Genomic DNA, 24,942 nt, shown 5'->3' with positions numbered 1-24,942 from the left:
GCTCCGGTGAATCCGCGAGCCAGTCGGTTCGCGGTGTGCGCTTCCTGGTCGCCAGTGGGTGTGCCGGGTCTGTGATTCGGTGAGTTGACGCGTCAGCCTCCCTGGCTGACACGTCAAACGAGGAGTCTGGCTGTTTCATCCTCCTCGAATCCCGCGAGATGTGGCCCGGCGCTTCATGGCGCCACCGTTGCAAGGGGGCCCGCTCCAGGTTCTGCACCGAAGGAACAACATGTCCGACACCGTGACCTCCCGGCTCCCGAGCTTCCACAAGCTGCCGATGGAGGAGCGCCACGCGCACCTCGCTCGAATGTTCCGGCTCCAGCCCGAGGACCTGCGACAACTGCTGGGCTCCGAAGCGCTGCCGCCTGTCCTGGCGAACCAGATGATCGAGAACGCGGTGGGGACGTTCTGCCTGCCGCTGGGCCTGGGCCTCAACCTCCAGGTCAACGGGCGCGACCTCCTGGTGCCCATGGCCGTGGAGGAGCCGTCCGTGGTGGCGGCCGTGTCCTTCGCCGCGAAGATCGTCCGCGAGTCCGGTGGCTTCACCGCCGAGGCGGACCCCTCGCTGATGATTGGCCAGGTGCAGGTGTCGCGCTACGGCGACCCGAAGGTGGCCACCGAGCACATCCTGGCGAACAAGGAGCAGCTCCTCGCGCTGGCCAACAGCTTCCACCCGGCCATGGTGGCGCGCGGCGGTGGGGCCAAGGACGTGGAGGTGCGCGTGCTGCCGGCCCCCGAGGGCCCGTGCGGAGAGCCGTTGCTCATCGTGCACCTCCTCATCGACACGCAGGAGGCGATGGGGGCCAACCTCATCAACACCATGGCGGAGGGCGTGGCGCCGCTCATCGAGCAGCTCACCGGCGGCAAGGTGTACCTGCGCATCCTCTCCAACCTGGCGGACCGGCGGCTGGCGCGCGCCACGTGCCGCATCCCACTGGCGGCGCTGGCGGACTTCGAGATGCCGGGCGAAATCATCGCCGAGGGCATCACCCAGGCCAGCCGCTTCGCCGAAGCCGACCCGTACCGCGCGGCCACGCACAACAAGGGCGTGATGAACGGCATCGACGCGGTGGCCATCGCCACGGGGCAGGACTGGCGCGCGATTGAAGCCGGCGCGCACGCCTTCGCCTGCCGCAGCGGGCAGTACCGTCCGCTGTCCACCTGGTACCTGGAGGAGGGGCACCTGGTGGGCCGCATCGAGCTGCCCATGGCGCTGGGCGTGGTGGGCGGCCCCATCAAGGTGCACCCCGGCGTGCAGTTGGCGCTCAAGCTGATGCAGACCCCCTCGGTGCGCGAGCTGTCGATGGTGTTCGCGGCGGTGGGGCTGGCGCAGAACTTCGCGGCGCTCCGGGCGCTGGGCAGCGTGGGCATCCAGAAGGGCCACATGGCGATGCACGCGCGCTGCGTGGCGGTGACGGCGGGCGCGCGGGGCGACTGGGTGGAGAAGATCGCCAACCTGCTGGTGAAGGCGGGTCACGTGAAGGTGGAGAAGGCCCGCGAGCTGCTGGCAAGCCTCCCCGCAGAGGACGCCGCCGCCGCGACCGGCACGAGCGTCTGACGCCGCCGCGGACGTGTCATGCGCCCCGTTGACACGTCCTCGGTGACGACTGACGTGTCAGCCGCGCGAGCCGGGGTGTTTCAACCGCCTCGAATCACACGAGAGGCGGCCTGATTCATCCCGGCACCACCGTTGCAATGGGCGCGCGGGCCCGATGAGTTGAATCATCTTGAGACTGGCGAAGGGTTGAAGATGTCAAAGGCGCGTCAGAAGCAACCATTCCAGCTGCCTGAGTTCTACGTGCCGTGGCCGGCGCGGCTGAACCCGAACCTGGAAGCCGCCCGTGTGCACACCAAGGCGTGGTCCTACCAGATGGGCATCCTGGGGCCGCCGAGGGACGGGACGGACCGGGAGGTCTGGTCCGAGCGCCGCTTCGACGGCATGGACTACGCGCTGCTCTGCGCGTACACGCACCCCGAGGCGCCGGGGCCGGTGCTGGACCTGGTCACGGACTGGTACGTCTGGGTCTTCTACTTCGACGACCACTTCCTGGAGGTCTTCAAGTACTCGCGGGACGTGAAGGGCGGCCAGGCCTACCTGGACCGGCTGCCGCTGTTCATGCCGCTGGACATGAGCCAGACGCCGCCGGAGCCCGTCAACCCGGTGGAGCGCGGCCTGTGGGACTTGTGGCAGCGCACGGTGCCCGCCATGTCCATGGACTGGCGCCGCCGCTTCTTCGAGAACACCAAGCACCTGCTCGATGAGTCGATGTGGGAAATCGAGAACATCAGCGAGGCGCGCGTCTCCAACCCCATCGAGTACATCGAGATGCGCCGCAAGGTGGGCGGCGCGCCCTGGTCGTCGGACCTGGTGGAGGTGGCCGTCGCGGCGGAGATTCCGGACCGGGTGGTGAAGAGCCGGCCGATGCGCGTCTTCAAGGACACCTTCTCGGACGCGGTGCACCTGCGCAACGACTTGTTCTCCTACGAGCGTGAAATCCTGGAGGAGGGGGAGCTCTCCAACGGCGTGCTGGTGGTGGAGAAGTTCCTCGACTGCGACACGCAGCGCGCCGCGGACCTGGTCAACGACTTGCTGACGTCGCGGCTGCAGCAGTTCGAGACGACGTTCGCCACGGAGCTGCCGTGGCTCTTCGCGGAGTACGGGCTCAACCCGGTGGAGCAGGCGCAGGTGCTCACCTACCTGCGAGGCCTTCAGGACTGGCAGTCCGGCGGCCACGAGTGGCACATGCGCTCCAACCGCTACATGAACCAGCACGCCGAGGAGCGCCCGGCGCTGTCCATTCCGGTGCCCGCGGGCCTGGGCACCTCCGCGCTCCGGCTGCCGCTGACGGCGGGCGCGCTGGGGATGGGGCCTCGCGCCCGCTCGCTGAGCCACACGCCGCGCCAGCACGTGGGCCCCACGACGTTGCCGAAGTTCTACATGCCGTACAGCACGTACCTCAGTCCCCACCTGGACCATGCGCGGAGGGCCTCCAAGGCCTGGGCGCGGAAGATGGGCCTGCTGGAGGTGGTGCCCGGCGTGGGCTTCTACGTCTGGGATGACCACAAGTTCGACGCGGCGGACGTGGCCCTCTGCGGCGCGCTCATCCACCCGGACGCGACGCCCGAGCAGTTGGAGCTGACGGCCTGCTGGCTGGTGTGGGGGACGTACGCGGACGACTACTTCCCCCTGCTCTACGCGAACACCCGGGACATGGCGGGCGCCAAGGCCTTCACCGCGCGGCTTGGGCAGTTCATGCCGGACGACGTGGAGACGGCCAGCGCCGCGGTGCCCCTCAACCCGGTGGAGCTGAGCCTGGCGGACCTGTGGAAGCGCACCGCGGGCCCGCTGACGCCGCGCGGCCGAAAGCTCTTCCGCAAGGCCATCCAGGACATGACGGACAGCTGGGTGTGGGAGCTGAACAACCAGCTGCTCAACCGCGTGCCGGACCCGGTGGACTACGTGGAGATGCGCCGCAAGACGTTCGGCTCGGACCTCACCATGTCGCTGGCGCGCCTGTCCCACGGCGACGCGGTGCCGGAGGATGTCTTCAATACCCGCACGCTGCGGGCGCTGGAGAACTCCGCCGCGGACTACGCCTGCTTCGTCAACGACCTGTACTCCTACCAGAAGGAAATCCAGTTCGAGGGCGAGCTGAACAACTGCGTGCTCGTCGTGCAGAAGTTCCTGGGCGTGGACAAGGACGCGGCGGTGCAGGTGGTCAACCAGATGATGACCGCGCGCATGAAGCAGTTCGAGCACCTGGTGGCCAAGGAGCTGCCCGCCGTCATCCGCACCTTCGAGCTGGACGAGAAGGCGCAAGGCAAGCTGCACAAGTACGTGGAGCAGCTGCAGCAGTGGATGGCGGGCATCCCCCGGTGGCACGCGGGCGTGACGCGCTACACCGAGGTGGAGCTCATCCACGACGCGGCGCCGAAGCTCAAGACGGGCAAGCCCGCCCCGCTGGGCACGTCGGCGATGCGCATCGCCGAGCTGCTTCGCGCCACCCGGCCCTGACGCTGGCGACACATTCCGCAGTGAATCCAAGTCTTCAATCCGAAGAAGGGTGACCCATGTCCAATGATTCGAAGAAGTTCGACGACAACAACCAGAGCCTGGGCACGCAGGCGGCGCGGCAGCTGGCGACGACGACCAAGTCCGAGCCGCAGATGCAGGGCATCTCCTCGCGGTGGCTGCTCAAGCTGCTGCCGTGGGTGCAGGTGTCCGGCGGCACGTACCGCGTCAACCGCCGCATGACGTACGCGGTGGGCGACGGCCGCGTCACCTTCACCAGCACGGGCGCCAAGGTGGCGGTGATTCCGCAGGAGCTGGGCGAGCTGCCTCTCTTGCGCGGGTACGAGGACGTGGACGCGCTCACCGCGCTGGCCAACCGCTTCGAGCAGAAGGAGTTCAAGGCGGGCGAGGTCATCACCGAGGCGGGCAAGGAGGCCGACTCCATCGTCCTCATCGCGCACGGCAAGGTGAACCGCATCGGCACCGGCAAGTATGGGGAACCGGTGGTGCTGGAGACGCTGGCGGACGGCGACCACTACAGCTACCAGGCGCTGCTGGAGTCGCAGGACTACTGGCAGTTCACCGCCAAGGCCGTCACGCCCGTGATTGCGCTGGTGCTCCAGCAGTCCGCCTTCGAGACGGTGGTGGCGCAGGTGCCGTCGCTGCAGAAGCACCTCGAGAAGTTCAAGGCGCGCGCCAAGAAGAAGCAGGACCACTCCGGCCAGAAGGCGATTGAGCTGGCGGCGGGCCACCACGGCGAGCCGGTGCTCCCCGGCACCTTCGTGGACTACGAGACGAGCCCCCGTGAGTACGAGCTGTCCGTCGCCCAGACGGTGCTCCAGATTCACACCCGCGTGGCGGACCTCTTCAACGACCCGATGAACCAGACGCAGCAGCAGCTGCGCCTGACGGTGGAGGCGCTCAAGGAGCGCAAGGAGCACGAGCTCATCAACAACCGCGAGTTCGGCCTCTTGCACAACGCGGACCTCAAGCAGCGCATCCACACCCGCTCGGGCGCGCCGACGCCGGACGACATGGACGAGCTGCTCGCGACGGTGTGGAAGGAGCCGTCGTTCTTCCTGGCGCACCCGCGCGCCATCGCCGCCTTCGGCCAGGAGTGCAACAAGCGGGGCATCTACCCCACCAGCGTGGAGATGAACGGCAACCACGTGCCCGCGTGGCGCGGCGTACCGATTGTTTCCTGCAACAAGCTGCCCATCTCCGAGACGCGCACCACGTCCATCATGCTGATGCGCGCGGGCGAGAAGAACCAGGGCGTCGTCGGCCTGCACCAGGCGGGAATCCCCGACGAAATCGAGCCCAGCCTCAACGTGCGCTTCATGGGCATCAACGAGAAGGCCATCATGAACTACCTGGTGACGGCGTACTTCTCGGCGGCGGTGCTGACGCCGGACGCGCTGGGCATCCTGGAGAGCGTGGAGCTGGGCCGCTCGTAGTCGTCGCCTGACTTCGTATCCGAATCAAGGAGACCACTTCATGGCGAATCCAGACAGAGAGCTGACGGCCCACGAGGGCACCAGCCTGAGCACGGCCGGCGCGCGGCAGCTGGCGACGACGACGAAGACGCAGCCGGTGATGCAGGGCATTTCGCCCCGCTACCTCTTGAGCATCCTGCCGTGGGTGCAGGTGTCGGGCGGCACGTACCGCGTCAACCGGCGGCTGACGTACGCGGCGGGTGACGACCGGCTGAACTTCAGCAACATCGGCGTCAAGGTGGAGGTGATTCCGCAGGAGCTGCTGAAGCTGCCGCTGATGCGGGGCTTCCAGGACGCGGATGACCTGCTCATCCGCACGCTGGCGGGACGCTTCACCCAGCAGCAGTACAAGGCCGGGGACGTCATCGTGGAGGCGGGCACGTCCGCGCACCAGGTGTTCCTCATCGCGCACGGCAAGGCGCAGAAGCTCTCGAAGGGCAAGTACGGCGACCCGCTGGTGCTGGACACGCTGGCGGACGGCGACCACTTCGGCGACCAGGCGGTGGTGGAGTCCAACGACGTGTGGCCCTTCACCGTCAAGGCGCTCACGGCCTGCACGGTGATGGCGCTGCCGCAGGACGTGTTCGAGACGCTCATCGTCCAGTCCCCGGCGCTCAAGGCGCACGTGGACGGCTACAAGGCGAGGCTCAAGAAGCCGCAGGACAAGGCGGGCCAGGCGGCCATCCCGATGTCGGCCGGCCACCACGGCGAGCCCGTGCTGCAGGGCGGCTTCGTGGACTACGAGCTCAAGCCGCGCGAGTACGAGCTGAGCGTGGCGCAGACCATCCTTCGCGTGCACACCCGCGTGTCGGACATCTTCAACGACCCGATGAACCAGACGCAGGAGCAACTGCGGCTGACCATCGAGGCGCTGAAGGAGCGCAAGGAGTGGGAGCTCATCAACAACCCGGAGTTCGGCCTGTTGCACAACGCGGACCTCAAGCAGCGCCTCAACACGCGCTCGGGGCCGCCGACGCCGGACGACATGGACGAGCTGGTGACGCGCCGTCGCAAGACGCGCTACTTCCTGGCGCACCCGCGCGCCATCGCGGCGTTCGGCCGGGAGTGCACCCGGCGCGGCCTGTACCCGACGGTGGTGGACGTGGGCGGGGCGAAGTTCCAGGCGTGGCGCGGGGTGCCCATCCTCCCGTGCGACAAGCTGCCCATCAGCCGGGAGAACACGACGTCCATCATCGCCATGCGCACCGGCCAGGAGGACCAGGGCGTGGTGGGCCTGCACAACGCGGGCATCCCGGATGAAGTGGAGGCGAGCCTCACCGTCAAGCGCATGGCCATCAACGACCAGGCCCTCACCCAGTACCTGGTGAGCACCTACTACTCCGCCGCCGTGCTCGTCCCCGACGCGCTGGGCGTGCTGGAGAACGTGGCGCTCGGCGCCTGAAGCACCTCGCCACATCGTGAAACATGACGGCGGGCCCGGTGCGTTTCCTCGCGCCGGGCCCGTCGCGTTGGACGCGAGCCGCTTCACGGAGCTGAGCCTGCTTTGCAGAGCTTGCTTGCTATCCCACCCGCCGTCCGTGCCAGTCTGGCCGCATGAACCGCGTCCTCTTGCTGGCCGGACTGTTGAGCCTCGTTGCGTGCAAGGGCTCTTCCAACGGGCCCAACGACACCCCCGACGCAGGCCCCCACAACCCAGGTGACCCTGATGGTGGGCCCGGAGGGAACCAGGCCGCCGCGTGCGTGGTGCAGACGGTGCTCGCCGAGCGCTGCGCCAGCTGTCACGGCGCGATGCCGAGCCAGGGGGCGACGATGCCGCTGCGCACCCTGCACGACATGCGGGTGAGCTCGTCGATGGACGGGCGGCTCAGCAACGCCGAACGAGCGCTCATTCGCATGCGTGACAACGCGTCTCCGATGCCGCCGGCGCCGCATGCGCGCGCGAGCACCGCCGAGCTCACCGCGCTCGAGACCTGGATAGGGGAGGGGATGCCTCTCTGCAATGGCACGGGGGGCCCGCCCGTGACGGAGGTGGCCGAGCCCAACCTGCTCGACCCGTCCACGCTCTTCAGCTGCACCGCGGGCGTGCGCTCGGATGCGCCGACGCGCATCCGCCGCATGAACCGGCGCGAGTTCACCCGCAACGTCGGTGGCTCGGTCGAGCGCAGCTGGACGGGGTTCAGCTTCTACGACAACCCGCTCGACCCCAGCGCCATCGAGCAGTACAGCTCCTGGGCCACGGACGAGACGCTGGACGAAGCCACGGTGGAGCTGTTCCTGCCGGTCGTCGGCGAGGCCGCCTCGCCGTGGACGATGAACTACCCGGACGGCAACCGGATGGAGCGCGTCTTCACCAACAGCCGCTTCAGCTGCATGTTCAACGACGCGAACCCGAGCGACACCTGCAAGCGCTTCCACCTGGGCCAGATGCTCGAGTTCGGCGTCTTCTTCCGCCCGCCCACCGAGGATGAGCTCACCCGCCTCACCGCCTTCGCGACCGAGGTCATCGCGCAGGAGCCGAGCAAGTCCGCGCAAATCCGGGCGGACTCCATCACGCGCATCTCCAACGCCGCGTGGATGATGACCGGCGCCCTGTTCCGCCGCGAGATGGGCGGCGAGCCGGTGGACGGCCGCGTGGAGCTGACCGGCCTCGAGCTGGGCTCTCAGCTGGCCTACGCCCTGGGAGGGCGCGCCCCCTCGGCCACGCCGAGCTTCGTGTGGCCGCACTACTCCGCGCCCCTGGAAGGGCACCTGGCGGACGTGGCCACGGCCGCGAAGGATGGCTCGCTCACGCAGGATGCGACGACCACCGCGCTCATCCAGAAGTACCTGGGCGGCGTCGACGCCAACCAGAACGGGACCCCGCGCTTCGACCTGGTGCAGGACTACAACGAGGAGCAGCGCGCCAAGCGTGGACAGTACTGGCTGGGGGACGGCGTCGCGGGCTTCTTCCGCGAGTGGCTCGGCTACGGGCACGTGGCGGGGGTGTTCAAGGAGTCCCCGGCGGCGACCTCGCGCTTCGAAATCGAGGGGCTCGGCTACATCAGCTCCGTCTCCTACGACAACCTGCTCACCAACTTCCATCCGCTGGAGCCGACCTTCATCCAGCAGTTCGACGACCTGATTGCCCGGGTGGTCGTCGAGGACAAGGACGTGCTGGCGAACCTGCTCACCACGCGCACCTTCTACGTGCCCTCCATGCAGAACGCGGCCTATGACTCGCACAAGGGCCTGTCGCATCCCTACAACGTCAGTGAGATCCTCCCGGCGACCGTCGCGGGCCGCTGGAAGACGCTGCCCGCCACCGAGCGCGCGGGCGTGCTGACCCACCCGGTGTGGCTGGCCGCGCACGGCGGCAACTTCGAGGACGACCCGTCCATCGTCCACCGCGGCAAGTGGGTGCGGGAGAACCTCCTGTGTGGCTTCGTCCCTCCGCTGAGCACCGTGCAGGTGGCGGCCCAGGTCGGCGCCCACGCTCCCGACAAGAACGCGCGCCGCCGCCTCCAGGAGGCGACCGCCGGCGCGCAGTGCCAGGGCTGTCACCGCCTGATGGAGCCGCTCGGCCTGCCGTTCGAAATCTATAACCACGCGGGCTTCCTGCGCGCGCGGGACCATTCGACGAGCGGAGGGTGGACGACGCCGGACGGCAGCTCGACGCTCACGTCGATGCCGGACCCCGCGCTGGACGGCCCGGTGCGCGACGCGGTGGAGCTGAGCGAGCGCCTGGCGACCTCGCGGCACGTGAAGCGCTGCTTCCTGCGACAGACCTTCCGCTACTTCATGGGGCGCCCGGAGAACCCGAGCGACGCCTGCACGCTGACGCAGATGGAGCAGGCCTATGACCAGAACAACGGCTCGTTCTCCAAGATGCTGACCACGCTGATGACCAGTGACACCTGGAAGACGCGGCGCGTGCCGCGGGCTGGAGAGTGACCGCCATGTTCTCGCGACGAACCGTCCTGAAGGGCATGGCCGCCGGCCTCTTCGCGCCCTACTTCCACGACGTCTACGCCCAGTCGTCGTCGAAGCCGCCGGCGCGCCTGGTGCTGGTGCTCGAGTGCAACGGCGTCTATCCCCGCGCGCTCCTGAGCGCGGGCACCCGCGCGGCGCTGGGAGGGCGCGCCAACACCACCGACCGCATCTTCTGGGACGCGTACAAGGACACGGCGCTGGTGCGTGAAGGCGACAATCTCGCCACCGCGACCTGTCTCGGACCGCTGGCGGCGTCCTCCGGCAACATTGATTTGGTGAACCGCTCCGCCGTGCTGCTGGGGCTCTCCAGCCTCATCGCGGGCGGTGGGCACTCCAGCGGGACGGGGGCGCTGAGCTGCGCGGTGAACGGCGCGGGCGCGACCTTCGACGCGGTGATCGCGCCTCGCCTGCGCCGGGGGGCCCCGTTCGACGTGCTGCGCCTGGGCACCAGCTCCGCGCGCGTGTCGATTGTGTACGAGACGTGCGCGCTCGGGCCGCGCAAGCCCGCGGGCATCATCGTGAACCCGTCGCTCGCGTTCGACAGCACCTTCGGCTCGCTGCTCGGCGGCTCGACGAACGGGCGGGACCGCAAGATGCTCTTCGACTTCGCGCTGGCCGACTCGCGCAAGGCGCTGGCGGAGTTCAAGGGCAACTCCAACGAGCGGCTGAAGCTGGAGCGCTACCTCTCCTCGCTCGAGTCACTGCGCACGCGGGAGGACCAGCTCGCGGGCATGGCGGACCGCGTGCGGCCGTACCTGCCGCCAGCGCCGAAGGACAACCCGCTCATCACCGGCGCGGGCTCACCGCCCGACTCGCTGAAGTGGTTCGAGGCGCAGTTCCAGATCGCCACGGCGTCGCTGCTGGGTGGATTGACGAACACGGTGGTGCTGGCGACGGGAAGCTCGGGCTTCGACGTGGCCTACGGCGCGGACGTGGCCGACGTCGCGCGACACAGCCTGCAGCACGGCCTGGACGCGGGGCAGAACTGGGACCGCGTCGCCGAGGTCACCCGCCGCCACGTGCAGCTGGTGGCGAACCTGGCGAGGATGCTGGCCGCCACGCCCGAGGTCGGCGCGAGCGGCTCGATGCTGGACCACACCGCCATCGTCTTCATGTCCGACAACGGCGAGCAGCACCACTCGACCTCTCGGGAGTGGCCCAAGCTCGTGGTGGGCGGCAACGCGCTGGGCCTGAAGACCGACGGGCGCACCGTCGTGTACCCGAAGTTCGACGCGGCCCGGAACCGGCAGGTCTCCAACCTCTTCAACACGCTCGGCCATGCATTCGGGGACGCGGACTTCAACACCTTCGGGCAGGAGGGCAGTACGCGCATCGCGCCGGGGCCGCTGAGTGAGCTGTATGGCTGAGCCGTGGGCTCGGGCCGGGTTCTCGGGCCTGCTGTATCAGCAGGTCAGCCTCTTCTGACCCCTCGGCGGGTCAAGGAGCGTTCCGCGGCTCAAGGGCACACCCGCGCCGACAGGCCTGACGCATGGTCGCCTGGCGGTACCCCGACGGAGCCCTGTCTCCTCCTGTCTGGCCGTGCCGCGGTCCCTTCCGTCCGGATGCGGCGTGCCCAGTATTGCCTGAGTCGAGCAGGAAGGCCGAGCCTCCTCCCGCCAGCCGGGCTCGCGGCGCCGCGTCCGCGGCCCGGTGCTCGTCGCGACCATCATGACGCCTCGATTCGCGCGCCTCACCGAGCGGCTGAACATGAGCTATTGGCTGGTGCCCGCGCTGTGTGTCGTGGGAACCATCGGCCTCTCCTACCTCGCCCAGGCCATCGACTCGCGACTGGAGCAGACGGAGCACGCCTGGTACCTCTTTCGAGGCGGGCCGGAGGGCGCCCGCTCGGTCCTCACCGCGGTGGCCTCCTCGATGATGACGTTCGCGGGCCTCGTGTTCTCCGTCACCATCCTCGTCCTCCAGCAGGCCAGCAATCAGTTCTCTCCGCGCGTGATGCGCACCTTCCTGGGGGACCGGCGGAGTCAGCTCGCCCTCGGCATCTTCGTGGGGACGTTCGTCTACGCCCTGCTGACGCTGCGAGGCGTCCGAGGCGCGACGGAATGGCGGGGCAACGAGGGCTACGTGCCCTCGCTCTCGGTCTGGCTCGCCGTCGTCCTCGCGCTGATCTGCGTGGCGACGTTCATCTACTTCATCCACCATGTCGCCCAGTCCATCCGCGCCGTGGTCATCCTCGAGCGCATCCGTCAGGAGACCTGCCGCACCCTGGAGCGGATGTACCCGGAGGGCATCGGCCAGGACGCGGAGGAGGGGCGCCTGGAGCGACCCGTGGCGCCCGCATCACTCCTCGTCCCCCATGACGGGCCGTCCGGGGTCCTCGTCGTCATCGACGAGTCACGTCTGCTGGCCTGTGCCCGGGAGGCCGACGTCCTGCTGGCCCTGCTGCCGATGATGGGTGACTTCATCCCCCACGGCGGCCCGCTCTTCGAGGTGTGGGGAGACGCCGCGAAGCTCGACGTGAAGGCCTTGACGGAGGCCGTGGTCGTCGGCCCCGAGCGGACGCTCCAGCAGGACACCGCGTTCGGCTTCCGCCAACTCGTCGACGTCGCGGAGCGCGCCCTCTCTCCGGGCATCAATGATCCCACCACGGCCGTGCAGGCCATCGACCAGCTCCATGACCTGCTGCGGCGCATGGTCCATCGGCGCTTTCCCGCCCCGTCACGCAAAGACGAGGAGGGCGCGCTCCGACTGCTCTGCCCGCGCCCGGACTGGAGCGCCTACCTCCGGCTCGCCATCGACGAGCTTCGCCAGTATGGCGAGCGCTCCGTCCAGGTCGTCCGGCGCCTGCGCTTCCTGCTGGAGGACCTGCTGCGCGTGGCGCCCCCCTTCCGGCGCGCCGAGCTGGAGCGACAGCTCTCGCTGCTGGACGCCAGCATCGAGCGTGCCTTCCCGGACGCGCGTGAAGCCGCCATGGCCCGTCGCGCCAGCCCCCAGGGGAGCGGCCCCTCATGAGGCGCCACGACCATGGGCCTCGCCTTGGCCCGGACCCCTGAATGGATGCGCTCGCGGGCCTCGAAGGGGAGCGCCGCGGGGGCCACTCCACGGAGCGTGCCGGAGCGTGGCGAGCGAATCCCCGCCACGCTCCAGCGGACGGCTCACAGCGTCTTCATGTACTCGATGAGCGCGGTGCGCTCCGCGTCCGTCAGCACGTCGGTGAACGTGTGGCCCGAGTTCGACTGGCTGAACATCCGGGTGTTGTAGATCTTCCGGTCCTCGATGTCCGAGTTCGTGAAGCTCGGGGCCACGATGCTGCCCAGGAGGTTCCAGGCCAGCGCGCCGTTGCCGTACAGCAGCGACAGCCCGCCCTCGATGAGCGGCGTCTCGTTCGGGTCCCACGGGTTGCAGTGGTTGAACGGCGAGAAGGTCAGGTAGCTGCACGGAATCGTGTCGTACTTCCACCCGACCTTGCCCTGGTCATAGCCCTTCGCCAGGTCGGTCTCGAAGCCCATCACCACGCCGAACCTCGCCGGCTTCGACTTGCGACGCCAGATGCGCGGTCGGTCCGACGACTTGAGCAGGCTCCAGAGGTCGGGCACCGAGCCGTTGTGGAAGTACGGGCCGGACGCCCAGATGCCGTAGAGCGGCTGCGCGAGATAGCCGATCATGTTGTACTTCTCGGCGCAGCCCTCCTGCCCGTTGTAGCCGAAGAAGCTGTACTTCGCCTGGGTCTCGACGGCGCCGTCGTTGGCGAGCATCCGGGCGTCATCGGTGTCGATGATGTCGATGGGCGTGACGTTGGCCGCCATGCCCTCGAACAACGGAGTGGCGAGGAAGCTCGGGTCGTTCACGTAGCGGGGCGCATAGGCGCCGTGGCAGCTCGCACACGAGCCGTTGCCGGCCTGCTGCGGCTTCGCGACCGGGTTGTTTCGGCTCGGCGCCCACAAGTCGAGCGTGTGGAACAGGACCGACCCCTGCTGCGCGAGCGCCGTGTTGACCGGCAGCGGGTAGGCCGGCGACTTCAGCCCGAGCATCCAGGTGTTCGCCTGGTACTCGTTCTCGAGGATCCACTCGTAGCCGCCCTGGTAGGTCGGCAGCGCGGCGCCCGGCATGTACCAGGAGAGCTCGATGCGCGTGGCGTCGCTGCTCATCCCGGCGTCGTAGAACTTCACCGGCCGGTGCCCGAGGTTCCACCAGTTCGGCGGGTCCTCCGTGCCCGTCGAGCCGGCGGCCCAGATGCTCGGATTGAGGATGACGCCGGGAATCGTCCCGTCGGGGTCGAAGAGGGTGAGCAGGGCGAAGAGCTGGAAGTTGGTGATGTTGCCCGTGCCGCGGATGCGGTTCAGGGAGGCAATGGTGAAGGCGGGGTTGAGGCCGCCCAGCTCGCCCAGGAACAGGGTCGCGTCGGTGAGGCCGTTGGTCCCGTGCAGCGCCCCCAGGCCCGCGCCGTCGCTCGGCTTGCCAATCTGGCCGCTGTGGCAGACCGAGCACGTGACGCCAATCTGTCCGCTCCACGAGCCGTCGGCGTTGCGGGTCTGTGTCAGCGCCATGGGCAACTGGCCGGAGCCACCGTTCGTGCGGTTCGGGTCCTCGAAGGGGAGGGGATACGGATTGCGCTGCTGACTGAGCGGGACGCCGTAACGCTCGGCGACGAGGTTGTCGAAGTCAGAAGGGCGGAACGGCAGGCCCCACCTGAGCCACAGCGCGTTGTACTGGGCCGCGGACATCGACCAGAGACTCCACGCGGAGTGGCCGCTGAACTCCCAGCCGGCGTCGGGGTCTCCATTTCCCCCGAGCAGCCGCCCTCCCGCCGCGTTGACCGACCGCAGCTCGCCGCACGTCTGCGGCGTGCGGTTCATGCACGAGTTCCATCCCACGTTGAACACGACGTTCTTGTTCGACGTCGGCGTCACGAGTGAGCGTGGATCCGCCGGCAGGGGCGTCGCATCCGACTTGCCAGTACAGAACTCGAACCAATAGTGCCCGCCGCGCTTGCTGCCGAGCAGGTCGGATTGCGCTGCCGCCGGTGTACTGCCGGCAAATACGAAACACATCGCGACGAGACCGCTTCGAATCAGACGTGCCGCCATGACGTCCCTCCTCCTGTCTGCCTGTGGGTCGGTCGGGTGGGGTCGCGGTCCGACCGGTGGGCATGCGCTCGAAGACGTCCGTTTCAGGGCGCACGCTCGGTATGAGACTAGTTCACATTTGTCGCCAATAAGGGACATTTGTCGCGAAAGTGGCTTGGGCGACTTTTGCTGCTTATTGGCGTTTTGGGGGACACCGGAGCCAGGTGGGGGCCCGTGCGGGCATCCAGTCCGAGGCATGTCCTGGCCGCCACCGCTGGGTTGTCGAGCGAACCCCGGCGTGGAAGAACCCGCGGTGCCGACTTCGCGTCCGCGACGAACGCAATGGAGTCACGAGCCATGGCTGACGATGCGCGTCAATCCGCCCCCCACCCCGACTTCGTGGCGCGCAAGCCGCAGCAGCACCGCGCCAAGGTCCGGGTCGATGCCGTGCTCCAGGCGGCGGAGGGGCTGCTGCTCGAATCAGGGCTCTCGGCGTTCTCGATTCCGACGCTGGCGGAGCGTCTGGAGTACCCGCGGTCGACCATCTACAAGTTCTTTCCGACCCCCCAGGCCCTGCTCAACGAGCTGGCGGAGCGCCAGCTGGCGGCGCTGGAGGCGCACCTGACGCGCTATGCCCAGAGCCTGCTGGGGGCCAAGGACTGGCAGGAGCCGATGACGCGCATGGTGCATGCGGCGGCGGACTTCTACCGCGCGCATCCGGCGGCGCAGGTGGTCCTGCTGAGCGGGCCGGTCTCGGATGTGAGCTTCCGCGCGTTCGAGTCCACCATCGCGCGGCTCGGCACGCTCGCGCGCAACCTGCTCGCGACGCACGGCATCGACATCCCGCGGGGGGCGCCGGACATCGCGGCGCTGGCGGTGGAGTTCGGCACCGCGAGCCTCCGGATGTCCTTCTACCTTCATGGCCGCATGACGGACGAGTACACCCAGGCCGCGGCCGACGTGATGCAGTCCTTCCTGGCCATGCGGCTGGGATTGCCGCTGCGCTGAGTCAGGCCCCCCGCGAGGTCTTCCAAGGAGCTCACGGGGAGACGAACAGCCGGGTCACGGCGTAGTTGTACTTGCCTGCTTCCTTGAGGGTCACCGCCGAGGTGAGCACTTCCCCTTCGTAGGTGTAGGTGATGCCCCATTTGCCCGAGTGGATCAGCGCGTCGAGCATCTCCGGCGAGGTGCAGGTCTGGAAGTCGGGGAACAGCGCGTGGGGGATGTAGTACGTGCCCGTGGTGAGGTCGATGACGAGGGTGACGTCGACGGGACCCACCAGGAAGCTGCCTGGGCGCTTCAGGCCCATCAGGCGGACGCGATGCCCGCGCGGAATCGGAGCGTAGAGGTCGAGGTCGGTGCTTCGCATCGCGCCAGGATAGCTCCTCCGATGCTCGGGGAAGAGTCCATTTCGAGCCGTGTCTCAGGGCCCGGTGGCGCCGTCCTTCGTGCTCGCTTCAGACAGGTCCGTGAGTATCCTCCGGCCATCAATCATGGACGCACCTTCTCGATGGAGTCTCAAGATGCGTCGGTGGGATGGCTCGACGCCGCCGAAGCCCTCGACGTCCAGCGAGGGCTGGGCACTCGTGGCGCTCGTGGCGGGGGTCCTGCTGCTTCACCTGCTCATCATCGATCAGCCGACCCTGTCCTATGTCTTCGACGAGGCCCACTACGTACCGGCGGCCAGGTGTCTGATGGCCGGGACGGGATGCAACGAGGAGCACCCGCCTCTGGCCAAGGTTCTCATCGCACTCAGCATCCAGGCGTTCGGTGACCGGGGATTCGGCTGGCGCCTGCCCTCCGTCTTCGCGGGCAGCTTCACGCTGGTGCTGCTCTACCTCCTCGCGCGGAGGCTCACGGACGGCCGTGTCGCGCTCCTCGCCGCCTTCCTGCTCGGCTTCGAGAACCTCTGGTTCGTCCACTCGTCGATCGCCATGCTCGACATCCCGGCGTTCTTCTTCGCGATGCTGGGCGTCTACTTGTTCACGGGCCAGAGGTGGTGGCTCGCTGGACTCGCGCTCGGCGTTGGCATGCTGGCCAAGGGCGTGGTGGCGATGGTGTTCATCGCGCTGGTCCTCTACGCCTTGCTCAGCCAGGAGCGGTGGTACTCCAAGGCCGCGCTGGCGGTCACGACACGGGTCGGTCTCAGCGTCGGCATCCCCGCGGCCCTGACCTTTGTCGCGGGACTGGGGCTCTACGACCTCGTGTATCAAGCCTTTCCCAGTCCGCTCCATCACCTCGCCAGCATGGCGAGCTATCATCAGACCATCGGTTCGCCGGCAATGAGCGACAGCGTGCATCCGCTGCGTTGGTTCTCGGGGTTCCCGAACTCGCCGTATTTCGTCACGTCCATCCAGGCCGAGGACGGCAGCATCCCTCGAGATGTCCTGCAGTACATGGACCAGCCCAACCTGGTCATTCTGCTGTTCATCTGGCTCGCCATTCCGCTCGTGTGGCCGGACATCCGGGCGCGACAGCCGCTGGCGCTCCTCTCCTCGCTGCTGGTGGGGGTCCCGTACCTGCTCTTCCTCCTGGTCGCGCACGTGCGCGTCACCTATCCGTTCTACATGCTGCTGTTTGTCCCAAGCCAATGCATCCTGTCGGCGCTGGCGCTCTCGAAACTGCCGCGCGGGGCCACGTTGACATTCTGCGCAGGCGTCCTGGCGTGGTTCTTCTTCTGGTTCCCACGCAATCCGCTTGCGCCTTGGGAGTAGGTCTCGGACGGCTCGTCTCCTTGATTTCCCGGGTTCCACATGACACGCTGTCGACAGGAGGTCGTATGAAACAACTGGCAGGTGTCTTGTCTGTTCTTGCGGTCGTCGCGCTCTTCATGAAGGGCTTTGATTCGAATGGCGTGGTGTCGACGGCCGAGGCGGCGGCGGCCTCGAAGGCGACAACGATAGTCACGAAGACGTCGACGACGAAGGCGACGAAGGCGACGACAAAGACCGTGACGACGGTGAAGACGGCGACCAAGACGGTGGCGCCGAAGTAAGGGCGTCTCCCCAGCTCGACATCCACCGGTGCCCGAGGTCCATGAGCCGCTATCGTCTTCCGTGGGTCGTCCTTGGCTCGATGCTGGTGACCGAGCCCATCCTGGCTCAGAGCGCTCCTGCTCCCGCCGCGGCCGTGCGCCTCCCCGAGGTCGCACTGCCACCTGCGTTGGACCGCGTGCTGCGCGACTATGAGCGTGCATGGCGCGCGGGCGACGCGGCTGCGCTTGCCTCGCTGTTCGCGGAGGACGGGTTCGTACTGCAGAGCAATCGCCCGCCTGTCCGTGGTCGTGCGGCCATTCGAGCCGCCTATGAGGGGCAAGCCAGCGGGCCATTGCAACTGCGCGCGCTCGCGTTTGCCGCTGAAGAGACGAGTGGCTACATCATCGGCGCATACGGCTACGGCAACAAAGCCGACGACACGGGGAAGTTCACCCTCACCCTGCGTCGTGCACCCGGTGGGCCGTGGCTGATCGTCTCTGACATGGACAACGCGAACGCGCCGCCACGAAACCGGCAAGGGGGCTAGCGAAACGGCGCAAGATAGACATAGGTCACGTCAGCGTCCGTGGCACGGCCATCTCGCAGTGGAGGCACGCGTCCGCGATACGCTACGACCTGCTCGCCCGGACCCAGACGGAACTCTATCGGTGAGACCGCCAGCGCGACGAAGAAGCTCGTCGCACGCATCTGGACGGTGTCGCCGGTCAAGGTCAGCTCGAAGGCGTATTCGCTGCCTCGGTCCCAGAAGACCAGGGGGACGGCCTGCCCCGCACGCAGCTCACGCAGGTGGGTGCGCGCGAACCCGAACAGCGTTGGTCCGACGACGATGTTCGCATCCCCGCCCTCACCGCCCGCGAAGTGGTGTGCCTCGCCGCGTTGACCGTGGACCTCCTCGAAGGCAATCAGCCGACCGTTTTCGTCTTGTGTCGCCTGTTGCAGCACGACAGGCACGTCGTCCGCGAACGTGATGTGCGTCGAGACGCGCTCACCGTTCGCACGCTCGATGACGCGCCGCTCGTAGCGAAACGCGGGTGTGGGGCTCCCTTCGGGCGTCACTGTCCCGACGTAGATCAACTCACCGTGGTTCGCGGCCGGTGTCGCCAGCCGCGCCGCCTGAACGGGGGTGATGGATGCGTGCCCACAGCCCACGACTCCGCAAACAGCGAAGAGCAACGAATAGCGCCGGTTCATGTGAAGATGGTGCAGCACCCTGGGAGTCGCCAACAATGTCGCAGGCCGCCAAACCACTGTCCGAGGGCGACATCGCCGCGTGCAACGTCCTGCCCGCGTTCGAAGCGTCGCTCCGGTTCGGAGCCACCGAGGACGAGCTGGCCGACCGGATTGGCTGGCGCCGGAAGGCGTTGCTCGAGCCTGACGCGCGGGTCAGCGGTGCGTCGACCTACCAGCACATGGCGCTGATGTACTCGAAGCCCCGCTATGCCGAGTTCGTCATCGCCGCGGTTCGAGCCTATGACGTCAAGAGCCTCGGCGTCGTGGGCCTCGCATGCAAGACCATGCCGAACATCGGCGTCGCCATGGCGTGTCATGCCCGATTCCAGAAGCTGACCAACCGCACCGCGACATACGAGACGGGGCTCCGAGACGACGGTCTGTACATCCGTGAGCAGCGAGAGGACCCGAGTCTCGGAAGTGAGCTCATCTCCGACTACACCCTGCTCGTGGCCATCCGCCTGCTCTCCCTGCTGAGCGACGCCCCCATCCCCGTGCGGGCGATGTACAGCCGCCGGGCGCGGATGCCAGCGAGGGAGCGCGCGCTCTATGAGGAGACACTCGGCGCGGCCGTGACGACGGGGGCTGCCCGCGCCGAGCTGGTCTTGGATCCGGGGGTCCTGGCCCTTGGCGTGCGCAAGGCAGACGCGGAGATGGAGGGCTATTTTCGCGGGGTCCTCGAGGATGCCCTGCCAAGGCCAGACGAGGCACCAGAGCTGCTCGTCTCGGTACAGGCCGTCATTCGTGACCACCTCCAGCAGGGCGCGCCGACCCTGGGCCAGGTCGCCCGGGTCATGGGGCTCGGCGAGCGCACGCTGCAGCGCCGACTCAGCGAATTCGGAGTCGGCTTCCAAGCGTTGCTGGACGACACGCGCAAGACGCTGGCGGAAGGGTACCTGAAGCAGCCCGCGCTGACGCTGGCGGAGGTCGCATACCTGCTCGGCTTCGTCGAGCAGGCGTCCTTCTTCCGGGCATTCCGTCGCTGGTACGGCGTGACACCCCAGGCCTACCGGATGAGCATCGCGCCACGGTGACACCGCGCGACGGGCCGTGCTGGGCCGGCCGGGGAACCACACGAAGTGCGGGAGCGCCACCGGAACGGGTGACGCGCAAGGAACCGCGCCTCACGCAGGTGGCCGCGCTCAATCGGGATACAGGCGCTTCCATTCCTCCCGCCATTCCCGCGCCAGTGTGGACCGGGGGCGGCCGTAGCGGGCCTCCGTCGCCGAGGCCGCGGTGATGCGGTCGACGCGGAAGTGGCGGAAGGCCTGGCGCAGGCAGCACCAGGCGGCGACGAGCTGTTTGCCCTCGTGGAACGCGAGCTGTACGGGCCAGATGTCGCGCTGGCTCGGCTGGCCCTTCTCGTCGGCATACACGATGAGGAGCGCCTTCTCCTCGCGAATGGCCCGGCGCACCAGGCCGAGCACCGGGACGGGCGCGGCCCCGCCGCGCATCAGGATGGGCCAGAGCCCGGTGTCGTTCATCCGGTCGCGCAAGTCCTCGGGCGAGGCGGTGGCGATCTTGGCCAGGGCATTGCGCGCCGCCCCGGCGAGGCCGGCATCCGGCTGGGCCTCCACCCAGCGGGAGCCGAGCACCAGCGCCTCCAGCTCCTCGGCCGTGAACATCAGCGGCGGCAGGAAGAAGCCCGGCTTCAGCATGTAGCCCACGCCCGCCTCGCCCACGATGGGCGCGCCAAGACCGATGAGTGTCCGCACGTCGCGATAGAGCGTGCGCAGGGACACCCCCTGTTCCTCGGCCAGCGCCGCCGCGGTGACGGGGCGGCGGTGCCGGCGAAGTGCGTCCATGACTGCGAAGAGGCGTTCGGTCTTGTCCATGCGCGCCCGGGGCTCACCGGATGGTGCCATGGAACGCGCGGAGGTCGGCCGCGTAGTGCTCCGGAGCCTCGAGCGCCGGGAAGTGCCCGGCCAGCCGCGCCTCGGTCCAGTGGACGAGGTTCTGCAGGTGCCGGTCGCCCCAGGCGCGCGGCGCGGGGTTGTCGACGTCGGCGGGCACCAGGACGCCCTGCTTCACGTCATGGCGGGGCATCGGCGCCAGCAGCTCCTGGTCGGCGAAGGCCTCCTTGTACAGCCGGACCGATGAGCCAATCGTCTGGGTGAACCAGTAGACGGAGAGCAGGGTGCACAGGTCGTCGAGGGAGTAGACCGACTCGAGGCGGCCGTCCCGCAGCAGGCTGCAGCCGTGGAACTTCTCGAGGATCCACGACGCCAGGCCCGCGGGTGAGTCGTTGAGGCCGACGGCGAGCGTCTGCGGCTTGGTGCCGTGAATCATGACGTAGGCGCTCTGCGTGGCGGTCCACAGGTCGACGCGCCGGAAGTAGTCCACCTCCTCGGGCGTCGGCGCCGCCGGCCGCGGGTACCCCGAGAAGACGTTGAGGTAGTGCGCGCCCAGCAGACGGCCGGGGTGGTTGCGGACCAGGCTGAAGCAGACCCCGGAGCCCAGGTCCGAGCACGCCACGAGGAACTTCTCGTAGCCCAGCCGGGTCATCAGCTCCGCCCAGAGATGACCCATGCGGCTCATGTTCATGCCCCGCTTCGTCGGCCGGCCCGAGAAGCCGAAGCCCTGCAGCGAGGGGATGATGACGTCGAACGACACCCCGTTGCGCTCGGCGGTGAGCAGCGGGATGAGCGGCAGGAACTCGACGAAGTTCGAGGGCCAGCCGTTGGCGAGGACGATGGGGACGCGCGTCCCGCCCTGACCGGGCGCATGGACGAAATGGAGCCGCTCGCCGTCGATCTCCTCGATGAACTGCGGAATCGCGTTGAGGCGCTGCTCGGCGCCGCGCCAGTCGAACCGCTCCGCCCAGTGGGTGACGAACCGCCGGAGCAGCTCGGCATCGGTGCCATCGTCCCAGCCGACGCCTTCGACCGTCGCGGGGAAGCGGGTGGCCTTCAGCCGCGCGCGGAGGTCATCCAGCTCGGCGTCGGAAATGGAGAGGGTGAATGGGCGGGTCGTACGTCGCTTGGGTGCGTGCATCCCCAGGTTGTGCCCGAGGGGTGCTGACAGGGCGTGTCAGCAGTGTGCACCTGCCCCACTCCACGGACCGCGCTCGGGGACCTGCTCCCGGACGAGACACGGGAGCAGGTCGCCAACATCCACTCAGGCGATGAGCTCGGAGAGCACGCCCTTGGTGAGCGCCGGGTCGCCGAAGTCGTCCAGGTTCCCGCCGGACGCGTTCCTCAACCCCACGGCGGAGCCAATCGTGTTCAGCATCCGGTTGTGGTTGGGATTGCCGCCGCCCGACGCCTCGACGTAGACGCCCTGCTTGAGGAAGCCATTGCAGCTGCCCGCCAGGACGAAGGGCACATTGCGCGCCGAGTGGGCCGGCCCGTTGCCCAGGTCGTTGTACCAGACCGACACGCCGTGCTCGATGAGCCGCTTGCCGTCCGGCATCTGGTAGGCCGCCAGCTTGTCCAGCAGGTGCTTGAAGGTGCTCGCGAACTGCACGTCCACGTGGTGGTGCAGCAGGTCCGAGCCCGTGATGATGCCGCCGCTGGCGTCGTGCGACGTGCGCCGGTGGGACACGTAATGGAAGTTCTCCATCAACTGCCCCGTCTCCGGGTGGCGGTAGCGCGTGTCGCCGTCGTTGCCGTTGCCCACCTGGATGACGGCCGCGCGGTTGGTGCCGCACGCCATCGCCATCACCGCGATGTCCATGTGCAGCCGGGCGGTGGCGAGCACCTCGGTGCCGTCCGTGCTGTCATAGCCGGGCGCCTGCTGCTGGAGGAGGAGCTCCTGGTCCGCGCGCATGCGGCAGCTCAGGGCGACCTCCAGGTCCCGGACGTTCGACAGGTGCAGGTCCACGCGCTCATGGTCGGACGCGCTCAGCTCGGGCCGCTGCTTGAGCGACTGGAGCTGGGCCTTCACCAAATCGTTCACGCTGCGCTGCCGGACGAGCAGCTGCTCGCGAGCCTCGGGCGTCAGTCCCCCCGGTCCGCCAATCATCGTCTGGTACGCATTCCACGGGTCATGCAGCGCGGCCCGGCGCACGTTGCTGCTCCGGTAGGACAGGCAGGGCCCCCCGAGCCAGCCGCCCCGCCGGCCCGCGTAGAACACGAGCGAGTCACGCTGCTGCGGGTTGAGCTCGCGGCCGATGCGGTGGTCGATGGACTCGCCCGCGGACTCGGAGCCGCCGCCCGCGCCCTCCACCACGGGGCCCCGCGCGGTCAGCCCCTGCATGGCGCCGCGGGCGTGGCCGTCCCCGTAGTTGTAGTCCCGCATGTTGACGTTGCGCACGAGCAGCAGGTGCGCGCGGTGGGCCTCGAGCACGCCCACGGCCCGCCCGGCCATGCTGTCCGCGGTGAGCGCCCCCAGGGTGCGCGGCCAGAAGCGCTCCGGCTCCGCGCCCAGCTCCGACGTCGTCTGGGCCGAGGCGACGCCGTTGGCCTGGCGGAAGAAGATGGCGTACGGCCGCACCACCGGGTCCGCCGCGAGGGCGGTCCTCGGCATCAACCCCTCGAGGAACGGCAGGCTCAGCATCGTCCCGCCCAGGCCCTTCAACACCATCCGGCGACTCAGCTTCATGGCAGCTCCTCCGGGTGGCGATTCACGAAGCCCTCGCTGGTGACGACCTCCACCACGAGGTCGACGATGGACAGGTTGCCCGCCTTCGACAGCTTCCCGAGCCGCTCCACCAGCGGCGCGTCCTCGTGGGCGGACGGGCGCCCGTGGAGGTACTCCACCCAGTGCTTCGCGTAGCACGCGTGCACCGACTCATTGGCCGCGAGCGCGTCCGCCAGGTCGAGCGCGTCGCGCACCGGCACCGTCTCCCCGTTGATGTTGGGCGTCGAGCTGGCGTCCACCGGATGCCCGTTGTCCGTGGTGCGGAAGCCGCCGATGGCGTCGAAGTTCTCGAACGGGAAGCCGAGCGGGTTGATGAGGTGCGAGTGGCAGCTGGCGCACGCGCTCCCCGGCGCCTCGGTGTGCGAGGCGACGACCTCGCGATTGGTGCGGCCCTGCGGGGCGGGGAGCGGCGGGATGTTGGCCGGCGGCGCGCCAATCTTCCGGCAGATGATGCGCTCGGAGACGAAGACGCCGCGGTGGATGGGGTCCGGGTCCACCGACGTCGCGTGCGAGGCCAGGAAGCCCACCTGGGTGAGCACGCCCCTGCGCTCGCGCGAGTCGAGCGTCACGGGGACGAAGTCGGCGGTGAACGCGCCGCTCAGCCCGTAGACGCGCGCCAGCTCGTCGTTGACGAAGGTGGACGGCGAGGTGAGCAGGTCGCTGTAGCCGCCCTTGCGGGAGAAGACGACATCCTGGACGAAGAGGCTGGTCTCCCGGGCCGCGTACTCGCCGAGCCGCTCGGTCACCTGGGGATAGCGCGTGAGCGAGGGCCGGATGGCGGCATAGCGGGGCACGTCGAAGAGGGTGCGGTGGAAGGCCTCCACCACCTTGTTCGAGCGCGCGTCCTGGAGCATGCGCCGGGCCTGGGTGGCGACGCCCTCGCGCGAGTGCAGGGTGCCCTCGCTCGCGGCGGCGAACAGGGCGTCGTCCGGCATCGCGTTCCACAGGCCATAGCTCAGCCGCGAGGCCACCTCGTAGTCGTCGAGCGGCACCCGGTCCTGCACGGCCTGGGTGCTGCGCTCCACGCGGTAGAGGAAGTGGGGCGACTGGAGGAAGGCCTCGATGACCAGCCGGAGGCCCCCCTCGAAGGCCGCCATGTCCGCGTAGGCCTGGGGCCCCTTGCGGTACAGCTCGAGGTAGCTCTCCACCTCATCGGGCGTCAGCGGGCGCCGGTGCGCGCGCAGGCCGAAGGACTCCACGAACGCGCGGGCGCGCGCTTCGCCGGTGGCGGTCGACGCGGGCACCAGCCGCGCGAGCTTCGCCGCGTCCGTCGTCACCTGTCCTGCGAGCTCCGCGGCGGCGCGCTGGTAGGCGCCCCAGAGGGCCTCGTCGACGGAGAGGGCGCGCGCATCGTTGTCGAAGAGGAAGCCGCTCTGGGCGGGGTCCGCGCGGAAGGTGCCCGCGAGCGTCGTGGGCGGCGCGTCCAGCCGGAGCAGCTCCTGCACGCTGTGGGTCCACTGCACGTGCGTCAGGCGCGCCATCCGCACGGACGGGGCCGGCTTCTCGATGGCGGGGGGCGGGGGATTACCGGGGCCGGGGCCTCCACCGGGGCCCTCCGGGTTGGAGAGGGTTCCTTCGCAGCCAGCAGCCCCGCTCAAGAGCAACCCGAGCACCACCGGGCGCCACCACCGTCCCCGCTCCGCTGGCTCTCGTGACAACCGTTGTGACCGCAT

19 protein-coding genes are annotated in these 24,942 nt (G+C 68.7%); 12 read left to right on the top strand and 7 right to left on the bottom strand.

From position 1 onward, the window contains the following. The first annotated feature begins 229 nt into the window (after positions 1-229). From VZQ01_RS08520 to VZQ01_RS08490, 7 genes are all read left to right on the top strand, one after another. Complete coding sequence (locus VZQ01_RS08520; RefSeq protein ID WP_223750358.1) at positions 230-1,558, top strand: hydroxymethylglutaryl-CoA reductase, degradative; 1,329 nt, start codon at positions 230-232, stop codon at positions 1,556-1,558. Positions 1,559-1,750: 192 nt separating this feature from the next. Beyond that, positions 1,751-4,015, top strand: coding sequence for a family 2 encapsulin nanocompartment cargo protein terpene cyclase (locus tag VZQ01_RS08515; RefSeq protein ID WP_267699069.1), 2,265 nt, complete (start codon positions 1,751-1,753; stop codon positions 4,013-4,015). A 56-nt stretch (positions 4,016-4,071) separates the two neighbouring features. Continuing rightward, positions 4,072-5,469: a family 2B encapsulin nanocompartment shell protein gene (locus VZQ01_RS08510; protein ID WP_267697269.1), complete on the top strand. Its 1,398-nt coding sequence runs from the start codon at positions 4,072-4,074 to the stop codon at positions 5,467-5,469. Between the two features lie 40 nt (positions 5,470-5,509). Beyond that, a complete protein-coding gene (locus VZQ01_RS08505) occupies positions 5,510-6,910 on the top strand; it encodes a family 2B encapsulin nanocompartment shell protein (RefSeq protein ID WP_426747494.1) in 1,401 nt (466 codons plus the stop codon). 152 nt (positions 6,911-7,062) lie between these two features. Then, positions 7,063-9,399: a DUF1588 domain-containing protein gene (locus VZQ01_RS08500; protein ID WP_426747493.1), complete on the top strand. Its 2,337-nt coding sequence runs from the start codon at positions 7,063-7,065 to the stop codon at positions 9,397-9,399. A 5-nt stretch (positions 9,400-9,404) separates the two neighbouring features. Beyond that, positions 9,405-10,805 (top strand): DUF1552 domain-containing protein, encoded by a 1,401-nt coding sequence (locus tag VZQ01_RS08495; RefSeq protein ID WP_426747492.1) that lies wholly within the window; start codon positions 9,405-9,407, stop codon positions 10,803-10,805. Between the two features lie 301 nt (positions 10,806-11,106). Continuing rightward, entirely contained in the window at positions 11,107-12,408 is a 1,302-nt protein-coding gene (locus tag VZQ01_RS08490) for a DUF2254 domain-containing protein (RefSeq protein ID WP_426747491.1), read from the top strand. Between the two features lie 143 nt (positions 12,409-12,551). Here the strand turns inward: VZQ01_RS08490 and VZQ01_RS08485 are convergent, their stop codons facing one another. Continuing rightward, positions 12,552-14,306, bottom strand: a complete 1,755-nt coding sequence (locus tag VZQ01_RS08485; protein WP_426747489.1) for a c-type cytochrome — start codon at positions 14,304-14,306, stop codon at positions 12,552-12,554. Between the two features lie 513 nt (positions 14,307-14,819). On the opposite strand from VZQ01_RS08485, the gene VZQ01_RS08480 reads away from it, so the two are divergent. Then, the gene (locus VZQ01_RS08480; RefSeq protein WP_426747488.1) at positions 14,820-15,470 is read left to right on the top strand and encodes a TetR/AcrR family transcriptional regulator; all 651 of its coding nucleotides are present in this window, start codon (positions 14,820-14,822) and stop codon (positions 15,468-15,470) included. 31 nt (positions 15,471-15,501) lie between these two features. Here the strand turns inward: VZQ01_RS08480 and VZQ01_RS08475 are convergent, their stop codons facing one another. Continuing rightward, on the bottom strand, positions 15,502-15,831 hold the full coding sequence (locus VZQ01_RS08475; protein ID WP_141332079.1) for a hypothetical protein: 330 nt from the start codon (positions 15,829-15,831) through the stop codon (positions 15,502-15,504). 154 nt (positions 15,832-15,985) lie between these two features. Here VZQ01_RS08475 and VZQ01_RS08470 point away from each other — a divergent pair, with 154 nt between their 5' ends. The 3 genes from VZQ01_RS08470 to VZQ01_RS08460 all read left to right on the top strand — a co-directional run bounded on the left by VZQ01_RS08470 (position 15,986) and on the right by VZQ01_RS08460 (position 17,984). Further along, complete coding sequence (locus tag VZQ01_RS08470; RefSeq protein WP_426747487.1) at positions 15,986-17,176, top strand: glycosyltransferase family 39 protein; 1,191 nt, start codon at positions 15,986-15,988, stop codon at positions 17,174-17,176. Between the two features lie 65 nt (positions 17,177-17,241). Beyond that, positions 17,242-17,457: a hypothetical protein gene (locus tag VZQ01_RS08465; RefSeq protein ID WP_223750516.1), complete on the top strand. Its 216-nt coding sequence runs from the start codon at positions 17,242-17,244 to the stop codon at positions 17,455-17,457. Positions 17,458-17,498: 41 nt separating this feature from the next. Beyond that, a complete protein-coding gene (locus VZQ01_RS08460; RefSeq protein WP_426747486.1) occupies positions 17,499-17,984 on the top strand; it encodes a YybH family protein in 486 nt (161 codons plus the stop codon). Here VZQ01_RS08460 and VZQ01_RS08455 read toward each other — a convergent pair. Continuing rightward, positions 17,981-18,649, bottom strand: coding sequence for a hypothetical protein (locus VZQ01_RS08455; protein WP_426747485.1), 669 nt, complete (start codon positions 18,647-18,649; stop codon positions 17,981-17,983). The genes VZQ01_RS08460 and VZQ01_RS08455 overlap by 4 nt on opposite strands. A gap of 35 nt (positions 18,650-18,684) precedes the next feature. Here VZQ01_RS08455 and VZQ01_RS08450 point away from each other — a divergent pair, with 35 nt between their 5' ends. Next, on the top strand, positions 18,685-19,722 hold the full coding sequence (locus VZQ01_RS08450; RefSeq protein WP_426747484.1) for an AraC family transcriptional regulator: 1,038 nt from the start codon (positions 18,685-18,687) through the stop codon (positions 19,720-19,722). 108 nt (positions 19,723-19,830) lie between these two features. Here VZQ01_RS08450 and VZQ01_RS08445 read toward each other — a convergent pair whose 3' ends face one another. The 4 genes from VZQ01_RS08445 to VZQ01_RS08430 form a co-directional block, all read right to left on the bottom strand. Then, on the bottom strand, positions 19,831-20,493 hold the full coding sequence (locus VZQ01_RS08445; RefSeq protein ID WP_228557394.1) for a helix-turn-helix transcriptional regulator: 663 nt from the start codon (positions 20,491-20,493) through the stop codon (positions 19,831-19,833). A gap of 43 nt (positions 20,494-20,536) precedes the next feature. Continuing rightward, positions 20,537-21,682, bottom strand: a complete 1,146-nt coding sequence (locus VZQ01_RS08440; protein WP_426747483.1) for an epoxide hydrolase family protein — start codon at positions 21,680-21,682, stop codon at positions 20,537-20,539. Positions 21,683-21,805: 123 nt separating this feature from the next. Beyond that, the gene (locus VZQ01_RS08435; RefSeq protein WP_426747482.1) at positions 21,806-23,230 is read right to left on the bottom strand and encodes a DUF1552 domain-containing protein; all 1,425 of its coding nucleotides are present in this window, start codon (positions 23,228-23,230) and stop codon (positions 21,806-21,808) included. After that, positions 23,227-24,927: a DUF1592 domain-containing protein gene (locus VZQ01_RS08430; protein WP_426747481.1), complete on the bottom strand. Its 1,701-nt coding sequence runs from the start codon at positions 24,925-24,927 to the stop codon at positions 23,227-23,229. Before VZQ01_RS08430 ends, VZQ01_RS08435 begins: the two co-directional genes overlap by 4 nt. Positions 24,928-24,942 lie beyond the last annotated feature (15 nt).

The organism is Myxococcus faecalis (assembly GCF_050039385.1).
Classification (GTDB): Bacteria; Myxococcota; Myxococcia; order Myxococcales; family Myxococcaceae; genus Myxococcus; species Myxococcus fulvus.
The sequence above is the reverse complement of the archived record's forward strand: the minus strand, read 5'-3'. Positions and strand labels throughout refer to the sequence as shown.